This window comes from Neoasaia chiangmaiensis, from assembly GCF_002005465.1.
GTDB lineage: Bacteria > Pseudomonadota > Alphaproteobacteria > Acetobacterales > Acetobacteraceae > Neoasaia > Neoasaia chiangmaiensis.
Window position 1 is genome coordinate 3,270,820 of the sequence record NZ_CP014691.1, and the last position, 13,605, is coordinate 3,284,424.

Here is a 13,605-nt window from a genome sequence, read left to right on the forward strand (position 1 = left end):
ATCAGGTCGGAAGCAGAGACGGATCCGACCCCGGCGAGATCAATGTCGCATGGACGCTTTGTGGACCAAGCTTTCTGATAGCGGCGAGGGTTTCCGAGCGTTTGGATCGCTGCAGCAGCCAGCGACGGCGCCACGCGGCGCCTATCGACGCTGCGTTGGAAAGCAATGGTGGTTCGGAGTGCATCCCGAGGAGTGCATCGCGCGATGCCGAGCCGAGTTCACACGCGTAAAAGAGCCGTGGGGTAGCGTGGTGTAGAATAGCGTCGCTGTCGATGCCGAGAGCATCGAGACCTTCTCTAATTTGCCGAAGCCGAGGACTTGTTCCTTCGCCAAAGCGGTTGTTCACGCGTCTGGAGTTGTGACGGGCTTGTGCCATCTGCCCCAGCGCGTGCGCCGTCTCGTTGCCCAAATGCAGAGTACCGAAACCGCCGGTAAGGCTCTTGCCTATGGCATCCCAATGGACATCGTGGCCCAACTCGTCGTGATCGCTCGCGCGCAGGAGAAGCCGGTTATATTGGCTCGAACCCACGCCGTAGAGGCTCGTCGTTGTCAGGATTCGGAGGTCGGCAGGTTTGCAGATCGCGCGGCCTGCCATCTGGGACGCGATGATGCTGACCTGTGAACCGTACCGTTCGGCGTAATAATCGTGGATTTCCCGCGACGCGAGGATGAGGGCGACTAGTTTTCCGCCGAGCAACTCATTGTAGGGATGGATCGCACCACAGATACTGACGTCAGCAACTTGGCTCGATAGGCCGGCCTTACGAAACTCGGTGAGGACGATATCGATCGCACGCTGACCGGTCTTCGCGGCGAGAAGTTGCTCGATCGCGGCGCGCGGATTCTTTGCAAGGCCGGCCGCGCGAAACATTTGCTTAGCGAATAGAAGTTGCGCCAGAAGTTCCGATCGTTTGCGCACGAAAAGGAGATCTTCCGACGCTGCGCGCCAGTCGGCATCGCCATGTGCGTCTTTTACGTTGCCGCGCATCGGCCGCACGCTGCCGTCGGCAACTCGGTTGTCCTCATAATGGGCGCGGAGTTGGAGATCACGCGAGTGTGCCGCGCCCGAGGCCTTTTGCTCCAATCGCAGGATCGTCGTTTCGACGGGTGACCGGATCTCGCTTTTAGACGCTAGGTCGTCCCACCTGAGATTGGCGATCGACGCATCGATCCGCCCCAGAAAGGCCTTCGCGATATCTTCGGGTACCCATTCGCCGGTGAGGAAGCGCGTCTCCATCGATTCTCGGAGCCAACCGATCCAGCGGTCGCGCGCTGTGACCCGCATGACGGGGCTCGCAAGCATGGCAATGCCCATGACCGGGCGATTAGGGCGGGCAGCGTTTCGGATCAGCACCAGCAACTGGCGACCAGGGATCGGGCGATATTCGTGCGCCCAAGTGTGGCGGAAATAGCGCCAGATATCGTTGAGCGGCAGACCGGTTGCGGAGCAGCGGTCGCCGGCCTTGCAGATCTCGACGACCGGATCGACGACGTCCGCCAACGCAGCCTCCTGCTGATCGGAGGGAAGTGACGCGATCCGTTGGAACTCGGTGGCGAGGTCGGAGCCGTTGTCAACCACGTCGAGAACGCAACTACGCACCCCGGCCGCGCGAAGCGTCCGGCGTTCCATGCGCCGGACAAAGGTTTGGACGGAGGGCTCCTGCAGTTGTCTTTGTCGTGCGGCTTGCAGGGCATGGCGAATGCGACGCTTCACGTCATCGACAGATTGCTCCGATTGCCGCGCGATGCCGGGCGCCTCGAAGAGAATGTGGTCGTCTTCGACGGCGACGCGCCAGCCTTGCTCAAAAAGGTCGGCGACGAGGAGGCAGACGGTGCGGAGCTTCCGGCTCTCACCATCATCGATGTAGCGACGCGCCAACGTGCGCATTTCCTCGGCGAAGGAGGGCTGGGGGGCACCCTCGAAGCTCATGAGGCTGCGAAACTCTTTCTTCTGAGTGCCGCGTAGGAAAGGGGACACGGTTCGCACTTGACCCGGACCCGACCGCAACCTCCTTTCCGACATCAATCATAACCCCCTTTTCAACACCGTTATCCTGTGTGTGTTTATGCCAAAAATTGCCCCGAAATTCCAGTGCGATCAGGCGCGAAAACTGGCAGCAGGCCAGTTTCAATATGTCTCGGAAGCAAGAATGTCTGTGATCGACGATAAGCCTGGATCGAGCGACCGTCCCCAATCCGTAAGGATTTCGACAACAATCCTGCGACGGATGTCGGTATCGTCCCGTCGCCCATTAGTGATAGCCGATAAAAGAGCCTCCAGCGCAGTTTGAAGAGTGATCGGGTTAGGTCGGCCGCCATGCGCGAAGACCGGATGATCTGTGTTGAGGCTAAGTGATCCATTGCTAGCACGGAAGAGGAGAAGAGGGCGGTGGCCTTTTTCCCGAGCGGATGAAGTCGTCTTTGATCTGGCGATTGATTCTTGCTTGTCGCGGGCTACGGCCTTAGGAAAGGCGCAAACTGTGTTCTTCAGGGTGCGTGCGGTCTTCAACGATCTCACTCGACCGCGAAGTTGCTCGATCGCTTTGACAAGCCCGGCTTCCTGGAGCCGATCCCACATTTCCGGTGACACGGAAATTTGTTGCTTTGCAGTAGTGACGCCGAATAACTCGTCTAGGGACGCCGGGAACTCCACCTCGATCCGGATATACCGGTCATTGTTGATAAAGGTGGTCCAGGGGGTTTTGGTCTTGCAATCGATAAGGCGGCCATTTCGACTGAAGATGATGCCGTGATAGTCTTTTAGGATCGGAAATCTCTCATTGGCGTTGAGCCCGACGGCATCTCTGCTTTTGTCGATCGATGCGAAGCTCGGCGGTAGGTACGAATAGCGGAGGAGAATCCGCGCTGGCCCAGTAGGCATGTTTACTATTAGAGACACGGGTTCGAGCGCGATGGCTCGGTCGTTATCAATCCGGCAGAGGGTGTGGCTCGGATCGAGGAATAGTGGATCGGTCGGCGAGACGGGATTTCCATTAATAAATATCAATGTCGATATTAGCAGTTTATGATATGTAACGCCGAAGCATTGATCTAAATGCTTTGCAAAGCCAAGTGTCGTCGTCCAGTCAAGACGATCGAGTTTCTCGATAAGAATAATGGTCCCTGATTCCCAACCGTCTAGATATAGAAGGTTGATATAGTTAGACAGAAACTGGGGAATCTCTGCGTCGCACGGTAACGGAATAACTGTGTCGCCCTCATTGTCTGTGTATTTACCATTGTTCAGATCATCGAGGTCAAGTGTGACTTGTTTGGCTGATCTACCAGCGACTTTGGATATGACGGTGAAGCGCTTTCCGATACTCATGGTCGAACACGGCAATCCGTAGCCGTAGCGACCTAGCCCGGATCGATCATTTTCACGATGAGTTCCGCCCCACATCATAGCTAATTGGATCATGTCCGGCGTCATGCCGTGCCCATCGTCGAGAACAGCGATCTGGGTCGGCTTCTTTTGAGAGTCTGTACCGTCGTAGCCGAAGACGATGTCGACATGCTCTGCATATGCCTGGATGGCGTTGTCGACGAGTTCTGCGATCGCTTCGACGTTACTTCGATATCCAAGATGGCGAATGCCGCGAACAAATGCATCTGGCACAGTAAGTCCTAACTTTCTGGCTTTATGCTTTTGTATGGAATATTGAGCCTGTGCCGAGATATCGGCGGTCGCGCGTTTCGTTGCACTTCGACGTGAATTCAGGCGCATAGGGGCCTCTTTCGATTGCTTGTTACTGCTCCGGTAGGCCTTGTGAGTTTGACGATCTGCTTGGAATCTGAACAGACTGACCGATCATGTTCACTCCTTCTTTTTCTCGTTTCGACTGTAGGGCCGAATCTAGTTCCGTGGCCGGTTCGTTGCTCCCTCTTCAAAACCATTTTGTCGGGTGAAGACTCTCTGACAGGGAAGCAACTCCTGTGTAATCATTGATCGGGCCAACTGTCATGAAGAAGTTGAGCGGACGTCTGTTTCTGTCCATGACTGGATGCAGTTTCGTATTTATGCCGCCTTTGGTACAGCCAATCAGTCACTGTAGATTTTTTACTCGAAGGCTCAAAGCCTTGCGGTGTGCCTTGAAAATAGGTCGTATTAATCACGACGGTCGATGATCTGGAGCTGTGATTTTTCGAAAGCTAGCCCAGCAAAGGAAGAAAAAGCTAATGGCTCCGCCCTCGCGCCGGCAAGGGTTCGCGTCAGCGAGTTGACGCCGCCCGATGGGGTGTCCCCGATCTTCCTGCGCTGCGCTGCGCTCCGTGCAGACCGGGCGATACCCCTCCCCATCGGTCGCTCTTGCCGTTGCTACCCCGCTGCTCGCCGCGAGGCAGAGGGACAGCGGGGGCTGTTCCTCGCGGAACAAAAGGCAAAGACCATGACCAGCTACACCAACACAGCGACCGATTTCCGCAATGCCATCCTCAACGGGGACAGCGTGCAGTTGATGCGCGCACTTCCCCGTAATGCGGTGGATTTCATCCTGACAGACCCGCCCTATCTGGTGAACTATCAAGGCAGGGATGGCCGGAAGGTTCGCAATGATGACAATGCGCGCTGGCTTCGTCCCGCTTTCAACCAGATGCACCGTGTCCTGAAATGGGGTGGGTTTGCCGTCAGCTTCTACGGATGGAACCGGATAGACTTATTCGCCGATGCCTGGAAGGCGGCCGGGTTCCGTATGGTCGGGCATATCGTTTTTCGCAAATCCTATTCATCCTCTTCCCGTTTTCTTCGGTATGAACACGAAAGTGCCTACCTGCTGGCCAAGGGGAACGTGACGCCGCCCGCGAAGCCCATCCCGGACGTGATCGACATGCCCTATTCGGGCAACAAACTGCACCCGACACAAAAGCCGGTGGCTTCACTCCTGCCCCTGGTGGAAGCCTTCTGCCCGGTGGGCGGTCTGGTTCTGGACCCGTTCGCGGGTTCGGGTTCGTCGCTGGTGGCGGCCCAGCGTCTTGGCCGCGACTGGCTGGGCATGGAACTGGACCCGGATCACGCCGCGACGGCAACCCGTCGGCTGGCCTGGCACGGGACGGGGAGGGCGGCGGCGTAGGCCGCCCCTTCTTTACCTCACCGGACGGCCAGAAAATCGCGCCGGTCCCGATGGCCTGGCGCCGGGCGCGCGCCGCTGCCCGGCGCGTGCGGCGCTCGCCGGCGGGGCCGGCTCGCACTTTTCTTTCTGGATGAATGTACGAGATTTTTCCCCGTCAGCCACCCGCAACGCTGCCTGGGCAACGCGCCATGTCCAGGGCGCGAGCGGAAGGCGCCAACAGGTGGCGCCCAGGTCGTAGTCCAGCGCGCTCCGCGCACTGTCCAGATCGTGAAAACAGATACAGAAAACCCACTTCTATTTCATGGATATTCCTGAATCGTCTCGGCATGTGTGTGGTGTTCCCTCCCGTGGAAAGGACGCGATCCATGCTGCTCGGTCTCGGTATTATCCTTGGCTTCGCCAGTATCTGTTTCCTGTGCTGGCTGCTGTTTCTCTGCGCGGTCTATGCCGCGCCCCTTTTCGTGGCGGCGATGGCCTGCACTCTGCTCTACGACCATGCCATGATGTCTGGCGCCCATGCCATTCTCGCCGGCATTGCCGCCGGGATCATGGTGCTCGCACTCGGTCAGGCGATCCTCGCCTCCTCGCGCGATCCCTCTTTGCGGGTTGTGGTGTCAGCGCTGCTTGCCCTACCAGCCGCACTGGCGGGGTTCGGCATGACGCTGGGGTTCAGCGGTATGGGCGACATGGGCACTATTCCGGCCTACCTTTTCGCGACGTTCGGCGCGCTGTGCGTGGGCGGGGCCGCGTGGGCACGGCTCTGCGCCATCCAGCCTGCGTAAGTTCCCGGTGGCAGAATCACAGTTTCGGCCAGGTCAGAAAGGTCAGCGTGGGGTGGTCAGTCCCCGTTGCGCGAGTACGGGCGGACCAGGGTTCAGGATAGGGCAGCGCCTTTCCTTCTGCGAGAGATGCCTGGCACAGGCCCAACCGGAGTGAAACGTCGGTCAGCTTTAGTACGAAAATCGCATGTCGTTCTGCCGGCGTGACTGGTGGCCCGGCGTCAACGTCCCGTCTGTCGAGCGGGAAGAGCAGGGAACATGGTAAGACCAGCGGGTTCTCCCGGCGATGGATACTGTTCGGTCTGTATTCTATCTGGAAACGGATATTCCCCCGACAACCCGCGCCCCTGTCATGGAACACGACGGACTGACCTGTCCCAGTAACGCTGACGGCACCGCACACCATGGCCTCTCGATATGGCCGATCTGCCCGAAGATCGGCTTCGCCTCGCCCGGCTATGGCGCAACGGCATCCCGCAACTTTCTTCCCCTGGGCTTCGCCCATTCCTCGCGAGACAACAAAGTTCCGTGCCGCCGTGCCGGTTCATGTCCGGACCGGTGAAGCCGAACCACCGCCACCGCATTTCGATCCTCTTCCGGAACTTGGCGCTTCGATCCGGGAGCGGCCGCTCCTAGCGCCGCCGATGATGCCCATGAAACCCGGTGAACCATCCATCCAATGATGGTCACCAGCCATTAAATTTTCATACTCCCGAAAGGACTTCTCTCATGAGCCAGATCGGATTTTTCACGCGCACGTCGGATGGTTTCGCCGGACGTGTGCGCACCCTGTCGCTGGACGCCGAACTGACCTTCGTGCCAGCGGAAAACAGCGGCGCGGAGCATGCACCCGATTACCGCATCCATCTCGGGGATGGAGAGTCCGGACCCGAACTGGGAGCGGGATGGAAACGCACCGGGGAACGTGCCGGCGAATACATTTCTATCGTGCTGGATGATCCCTCTTTCACGCAGCCAATCCGCGCCACGCTGTTCCAGGCCGGGCGCGGCGGGCGTGAGTGGCAACTCGTGTGGAACCGGCCTTTGAGACGTCCCGGAGGGCGGGAATGAGCCGCCGGTTTTTCCTGTCCGCTGGCGTGCTGGCCGTGCTAGCGCTGCCGCTCTCGCCGACCATTGTCCGGGCGCAGGATTTTGACGATCTCGTGCGGCAGGCAGCGGAGCAAAACGCGATCCCGGCGACATGGGTGCGGGCGGTCCTTCGGGCTGAAAGCGCTGGCGATCCGCACGCGGTTTCCGGTGCCGGTGCGATGGGCCTGATGCAACTCATGCCGGGCACATGGAAGGATGTCCGGCGCGCGCTCAATCTGGGCGCCGATCCCTTCGATCCGCATGACAATATCGCGGCAGGGGCAGCCTATCTGCGATGGCTGCACGACCGCTATGGCGATGCGGGTTTTCTCGCCGCCTACAATGCCGGTCCCGGTCGCTATGACGACCATCTGGCGACCGGCCGGCCATTGCCTGCCGAGACGGTTTCCTACGTGGAATTCGTCACACGGCTGATGAAAAACCGATCGTCTGACATTCATCTGCCCGTTTCCTTTTTGTCCTTTCCAACTCGCTCCTGGGTGACGGCCGCGCTCTTCGTTTCAGGCTATCCCGATGCGTTTCGAGCACCCATGGCACGTCATGTCGCTGCTCCCGACAACCTCTTCGCAGGACATGCCGGGGAGAGGTCCGGCATGGTCCCGCTGAGGGGATCGGATCAGGTCCAGTGAGGCGTGAAAAACCCGGAAAGCCAACAGAAAAGTGAGGGCTGGATAAAAGGCCGCACATCGCGGCTCGGTTGGGATGGTGGTTTTCCGGGGTTTTTGAAGTCTTGTCGCGAGGTGCGTGGAAATTCCGCACCTCGCGACAAGGTGTCATCTCTTTGATCCGACGCGATCTTTCGCGCGGTGCAGGACATTTTTCATGAACAGGGACGAAAAATTCCTGGTCCGGCCAGGGCGTATCCGCTCCACCCGCGCCCGGCAGGCGCGACCCTTCGTGACGCAGGTGCTGGCCTCCGTGCAGCGGGCCGGCGGCAGGGTGTCCCGGGCTGGGAAAATCAGCTCGGGTGGGCGGTCCATCTTCGGGCGCGGCCGGGCCGCCGCTCATGCTGCTAATCGCCTTCTGACCAGCCGTTCGCGGGGCGTTGTCATCAAGGCCCGCGTCGTGCGCCATGCCCCGCGCGCGACACCACTGGCGGCGCATCTTCGCTATCTCCGCCGGGAAGGGGTAACGCGGGACGGAGAGGATGCGCGCCTGTTCGGGAAGGACAGTGACGACATCCGCGCCTCGGACTTCGCGGATCGCTGCGATGGCGACCGCCACCATTTCCGCTTCATCGTCTCGCCCGAGGACGCGCCGGAGATGTCGGACCTGCGGACCTTCGCCCGCGATCTGATGGGGCAGATGGAAACCGATCTCGGCACGAAACTCGACTGGGTTGCCGTCGATCACTGGAACACCGCACACCCCCATTTGCACGTCATCGTTCGGGGTGTCGCGGAGGACGGTTCCGACCTGGTGATCGCGCGGGATTATATTCGCGAGGGGATGCGCGCCCGTGCCCAGGATCTGGTGACGCTGGAACTCGGGCCACGCACCGATCGCGATATTCATCAGGCGGTCGAGCGGCAGGTGAACGCCGACCGCTGGACCCAGCTTGACCGTCAGCTTCAGAAGGACGCGGGAGAGGATGGCGTCATCAATCTCGGGCGCGCGCCGGGCGAAACACCGGACGCCTTCGCGACAGTGAAGCTGGGGCGCCTGCGCCGTCTGGAGACCATGGGGCTGGCGCACCAGGTCGGGCCAGATCGCTGGCGGATGGACGAAGGTGCGGAGGCGACGCTGCGGGAGGTCAGCGAGCGCAACGACATCATCAAGAGGATCCACCGGGGCCTAGCGGAACAGAAGATCGACCGCGCCGCATCTTCCTGGGTGCTGGCGGGGGAGGGCACCACCGAACCCGTTATCGGCCGGCTGGTCGATCGTGGTCTGGATGACGAGCTGCGCGGTACGGCCTATGCGGTCATCGACGGGATCGACGGACGGACGCACCATGTCCGCCTGCCGCACGTCGAAGCCGCCGGTGACGGAGCAGCCGGTTCCATCGTGGAATTGCGACATTTTACCGATAAACAGGGCCGTAACCGTTCTGCGCTGGCCGTGCGCTCGGACGTCACGCTGGAGCAGCAGGTGACGGCGGAGGGCGCGACCTGGCTTGACCGGCAGGCCATCGCGCGGGAGCCTCCTGCTCTGGCGTCCACCGGGTTCGGCGCCGATGTCAAAGAGGCGATGGAAAAACGCACGGATCATGTGGTGGAGCAGGGTCTGGCCAGTCGTGACGGCGGGAGCGTCCGCTACGCCCGGAACCTGATCGCCACGCTGCGCCAGCGGGAGCTGGACGCGCTGGTTCGGAACCTCGCCGGGAAGTCGGGGATGCCGTTCCGGGGGAGCGGGGAGGGCGATCCCGTTACCGGCATCTACCGTCAGCGTTTCAACCTGGCGTCGGGCCGGTTTGCCATGATCGACGACGGGCTGGGATTTGAGCTGGTGCCATGGTCGCCGTCGCTGGAAAAACAGCGAGGGCGGGAGGTATCGGGAATCATACGCGGCGACGGAGGGATCGATTGGTCGTTCGCGCGCAAGCGGGGACTTGGATTGTGATGGGCGAATCTTCAGAGATGCTCAGCATGTTGGGGCAGGGTGCGATGTTCCTGGCGTTCCCAGGTTTCGATCAGGAACAGTGCCAACGAACTCGCCGCATTGATGGCAAGCCGAGCAATCCGCGCGTCAATGCGCCGGAAACCTTTTTCGCGACCATGCGCATCTCCACCGTGCGTTCGTAATGCGCCAATGCCTTTGGCAACGGAGGTGAGACCACTGAGCGTCTGACGGATGTCCGCTTCTATTTCCGACGGGAGATCGGTACGCCCAGGAGATAGGCCAAGTGGTATCTGCACAGCGCGGATCAGCCCATCAATATCCTTTTTGGGCGGCAGTGGCAGGGCAAGTTCCACGAGGATCGAACGGCACACCGCCTCAATCAGGGAACAGGCCGCTGTAACCGCATCTTCCGGATCGCTTTCCAGATTGGGGAGAGCCCGTGCGATTTCCATCTGGACCGTGTCGAAATCCAGCGTGGCCACTTTCTTGATAAATGGTTCGACAATTCCGCCGGCTCCCTGACGCTCTGTCAGAACAGCCTTCCCGCCGACGATAACGACGGCCAACTGGTCAGCTCCAAGAGCCTTGTTGAGATGCTCGCGTACAGCGGTCGCTCTGTCAGGATGCTCCAGATAGGTGCGGGGGTCACAGACCTGTTCGATAATCCGGGTGAGATAGACCTCAGCGTTACCATCAGGGTGGTTGGCGACCCTGCGGAGGAAGTCAGTTGTGGCCGGGACGCGCGAACTCGCGCCAATACGCATGTCGAGGCCACAGTTGAGAAAGAACTGCTCGATTTGGGGGCCTGAGCGATAGACCCCGATTGGGGGTGTATTATCGTTTCCAGCACCACCCGTGATTGTGTCGACCAAGGCTTTGATGACAAACGGAGAGAACTTGTTGGTCATGGCTTCATCGCGAGCAGGGTGAGAACGGTCTGCTTTCGGTCCATCCAGGCGGCGGCCACCTGACTGCGCCATGCGATCATGTCATGGATCCGTTGATAATCATCGGCGATATTGCGAGTGAAGATTGGTTCGTGATGCGCGATCCGGTTCCTCAGACGTCGAATGATCTGGAGGTCCGCATAGGCCGCTGCCCGCAATTGCGGTATCGTTTGTCCTGATGGGGCTCCGGGGAAACAGTTACGCAAATGTGTGTTCCAGATGCGACTGTCCTGACCAGCAGTGAAAATGTTCTCCCAGAATGCAAACTTTAATTCGGCTATAATTTTGCCGGTGGTAGGCAGTATCGCGGCGCGAGCTTGAAGATCGATCGCCGGGTTACATCGTGCCCGCCCCTTCGGGCGAGGCAGGCTTCGGATGAAACCATTGTTCCATGGCCAGTTGGCACCATGGACGTGCTCAATCGCTTCAGCGATGCCATTGCGGACAGCAACCTCGCAGACCTGAAGCGGGATGATCAGCGCCGATGAAACGTCGAGATTCCACTCATAAAGCGCGAGAGCCTTTTCCCGGTCGTTGCCCATGGCTTGCAGGTATGTTGCAAAGCGTGGTGCGGAAATGACGACGGGCAGATCCTGTATCTCGGCCGGGGAGAAAGGCAATGAGGAGTTCCTGTAGGCACGATATTGACGGTGGCATCAGAGCCACGATATAAGAACGCAGCGGCTTTGAGAACGCGGGCTTATGCCCCCCCTCATCGTCCAAGGATATATTAAGGCCCGCCGAAAGGCGGGCCTTTTTCTTTATATTGCCCGTCAAGCGCCTTGGCCAGAGTGACTATGGCGGGCAGTTCAAAGCGTTGGAAATTCATCGCTCAGGAAGCCGTGCCCTGTGTGCAATGCGTTCACCGCATCAATCACATGGTCGAGCTTCCGCTGTTCCTCCGTGCATTGCTGATCGACGGTATCGTCAGACGGGGGGAAGAGGGGCGATGATCCGGTCATGGCTCGACTCCTTCCGGGGTTATTCTGCGCATGATGTGCGGGTTTGGCTGTAGTCCGCAACGTGCAAGTATTTCTTCGCTCCTGCCCGCTCCTGTACGACGGCCTCCAGTTCGCGCTTGCTTCCCGGAAAACCCCGGTTCTTCGCTGTCTCCCATAACGAGGGGAGGACACGATGGACCAGCCGGGAACACGTATCCAGTGGGGACAGGCGCTCGTGGTCCTGTCCATGATCGTGCTGTCCTGGTGGACGGCGACACAATGGACGGCCTGGGAGCTTGCGTTCCAGCCGGAACTCGGTCCGCCATGGTTCACGGTCCTGCATCGCTGGCCGGTCTATGCCCCGCCGCTGTTCTTCTGGTGGTGGTACGAGTTCGACGCCTATGCGCCGGCGATCTTCGCGCGCGGCGCCTGGATCGCGGGCTCCGGCGGTGTGCTGGCTTTTGCCGCCGCAGTGGCGCTGTCCGTCCATCGCGCCCGTGAAGCGAAGCGCGCCGCGACCTATGGCTCCGCCCGCTGGGCCGAGGATGCGGAAATCCGCGCGGCCGGATTGCTGGGCGAGGATGGCGTGGTGCTGGGCAAATACCGCCGCGACTATCTCCGGCATGACGGTCCCGAGCATGTCCTGACCTTCGCGCCGACGCGCACCGGCAAGGGGGTGGGTATGGTGATCCCCACACTCCTGACCTGGCCGGGGTCGGCCATCATCCATGACATCAAGGGGGAGAACTGGCAGATCACCGCCGGTTTCCGGAATCGCTTCGGGCGGGTGCTGCTGTTCGATCCTACCAATCCAGCATCCTCGGCCTATAATCCGCTGCTAGAGGTGCGGCGCGGGGCGTCGGAAGTTCGCGACGTGCAGAACATCGCCGACATCCTGGTCGATCCCGAAGGCTCGCTGGAGCGGCGCAATCACTGGGAGAAAACCTCCCATGCCCTGCTGGTTGGCGCGATCCTGCATGTGCTCTACGCCGAGGACGATAAGACCCTCGCCGGCGTAGCGAAATTCCTCTCCGACCCGAAGCGGTCGATCGAGGCGACCCTGTCCGCCATGATGCGGACACCGCATCTCGGGAAAGCGGGGCCACACCCTGTCGTAGCGTCGGCGGCGCGGGAACTGCTGAACAAGTCGGATAACGAGCGCTCCGGCGTGCTATCCACCGCCATGTCGTTCCTCGGTCTCTACCGTGATCCCGTAGTGGCCTCCGTGACCAGTCGTTGCGAATGGCGGATCGGCGATCTGCTGGAGGGTGAACAGCCTGTCTCGCTGTATTTCGTCATCCCGCCGTCGGATATCAGCCGCACCAAGCCGCTGATCCGCCTGATCCTCAACCAGATCGGGCGGCGGCTGACGGAGGATCTATCCGGCCGGGAAGGGCGGCGTCGCCTGCTGCTGATGCTCGACGAGTTTCCGGCTCTTGGCCGCCTGGACTTCTTCGAGAGCGCGCTGGCCTTTATGGCGGGCTATGGGATCAAGGCGTTCCTGATCGCGCAATCCCTCAACCAGATCGACAAGGCATACGGCCAGAACAACAGCATCCTGGACAATTGTCACGTCAGGGTCAGTTTCGCCACGAACGATGAACGCACCGCGAAGCGGGTGTCCGATGGACTGGGCGTGGCGACCGAGATTCGGTCGCAGAAGAACTATGCCGGGCACCGGCTGTCGCCCTGGCTCGGGCATCTCATGGTCTCGCGTCAGGAGAGCGCGCGGCCCCTGATGACGGTGGGCGAAGTCATGCAGCTTCCGGCGCGGGATGAGGTCGTCATGGTGGCAGGCTGTCCGCCGATCCGAGCACGGAAGGCACGGTATTTCCGGGATCGCCGTTTTGTCGAGCGTATCCTGCCGCCGCCTGATCCGGTGCAACTGCCACGGCCGGTCCGGCCTGATGACTGGCGTGACCGTCCATCTCCTGTCACCCCGCCACCGGAGCAGACGGGGTCGCCGGCAGCACCGGATAAACCCGGCGATGCCGATAGTGATGAATCCCTCGGCACGGGACGGAAATGGTCGCGCGAGCATGACCCAGCGGATATCGGCAAGCACAGGAAGCCCACAGCGCCCGACCTCTTTGGCGAGGAACCACCACCGGATCCGGAAGCACGGGATCGCGCCGACCTGACGCGGATTGCCCGGCAGGCCGGGCTCGATCGTGGCAACGATCTCGGGCTGTGAGGG

Annotated in this window: 11 protein-coding genes; 6 read left to right on the top strand and 5 right to left on the bottom strand. The window is 60.5% G+C overall.

Features of this window, described 5'->3' with window-relative positions:
• Nucleotide 1: 1 nt before the first annotated feature.
• Nucleotides 2-1,930, bottom strand: a complete 1,929-nt coding sequence (locus tag A0U93_RS15380; RefSeq protein WP_245824959.1) for a Druantia anti-phage system protein DruA — start codon at nucleotides 1,928-1,930, stop codon at nucleotides 2-4.
• 198 nt (nucleotides 1,931-2,128) lie between these two features.
• Nucleotides 2,129-3,727 (bottom strand): ATP-binding protein, encoded by a 1,599-nt coding sequence (locus tag A0U93_RS15385; protein ID WP_077808094.1) that lies wholly within the window; start codon nucleotides 3,725-3,727, stop codon nucleotides 2,129-2,131.
• Between the two features lie 661 nt (nucleotides 3,728-4,388).
• Here A0U93_RS15385 and A0U93_RS15390 point away from each other — a divergent pair.
• From A0U93_RS15390 to A0U93_RS15415, 5 genes are all read left to right on the top strand, one after another.
• Nucleotides 4,389-5,069: a DNA methyltransferase gene (locus A0U93_RS15390; protein ID WP_077808095.1), complete on the top strand. Its 681-nt coding sequence runs from the start codon at nucleotides 4,389-4,391 to the stop codon at nucleotides 5,067-5,069.
• A gap of 365 nt (nucleotides 5,070-5,434) precedes the next feature.
• A complete protein-coding gene (locus tag A0U93_RS15395) occupies nucleotides 5,435-5,851 on the top strand; it encodes a hypothetical protein (RefSeq protein WP_077808096.1) in 417 nt (138 codons plus the stop codon).
• 726 nt (nucleotides 5,852-6,577) lie between these two features.
• Nucleotides 6,578-6,919, top strand: a complete 342-nt coding sequence (locus A0U93_RS15405) for a DUF736 domain-containing protein (protein ID WP_077808098.1) — start codon at nucleotides 6,578-6,580, stop codon at nucleotides 6,917-6,919.
• Nucleotides 6,916-7,587, top strand: coding sequence for a lytic transglycosylase domain-containing protein (locus tag A0U93_RS15410; RefSeq protein WP_077808099.1), 672 nt, complete (start codon nucleotides 6,916-6,918; stop codon nucleotides 7,585-7,587). The genes A0U93_RS15405 and A0U93_RS15410 overlap by 4 nt, the downstream gene beginning before the upstream one ends.
• 193 nt (nucleotides 7,588-7,780) lie before the next feature.
• Entirely contained in the window at nucleotides 7,781-9,520 is a 1,740-nt protein-coding gene (locus A0U93_RS15415; RefSeq protein ID WP_077808100.1) for a relaxase/mobilization nuclease domain-containing protein, read from the top strand.
• 11 nt (nucleotides 9,521-9,531) lie between these two features.
• Here the strand turns inward: A0U93_RS15415 and A0U93_RS15420 are convergent, their stop codons facing one another.
• The 3 genes from A0U93_RS15420 to A0U93_RS16540 form a co-directional block, all read right to left on the bottom strand.
• Nucleotides 9,532-10,428: an abortive infection family protein gene (locus A0U93_RS15420; RefSeq protein WP_048851032.1), complete on the bottom strand. Its 897-nt coding sequence runs from the start codon at nucleotides 10,426-10,428 to the stop codon at nucleotides 9,532-9,534.
• The gene (locus A0U93_RS15425; protein WP_077808101.1) at nucleotides 10,425-11,087 is read right to left on the bottom strand and encodes a hypothetical protein; all 663 of its coding nucleotides are present in this window, start codon (nucleotides 11,085-11,087) and stop codon (nucleotides 10,425-10,427) included. Before A0U93_RS15425 ends, A0U93_RS15420 begins: the two co-directional genes overlap by 4 nt.
• A gap of 189 nt (nucleotides 11,088-11,276) precedes the next feature.
• The gene (locus tag A0U93_RS16540; RefSeq protein ID WP_007396835.1) at nucleotides 11,277-11,429 is read right to left on the bottom strand and encodes a hypothetical protein; all 153 of its coding nucleotides are present in this window, start codon (nucleotides 11,427-11,429) and stop codon (nucleotides 11,277-11,279) included.
• Nucleotides 11,430-11,601: 172 nt separating this feature from the next.
• Between A0U93_RS16540 and A0U93_RS15430 the strand changes: the two genes are divergently transcribed.
• Nucleotides 11,602-13,602 (top strand): conjugal transfer protein TraG, encoded by a 2,001-nt coding sequence (locus A0U93_RS15430; protein ID WP_077808102.1) that lies wholly within the window; start codon nucleotides 11,602-11,604, stop codon nucleotides 13,600-13,602.
• The last annotated feature ends 3 nt before the right edge of the window (nucleotides 13,603-13,605 follow it).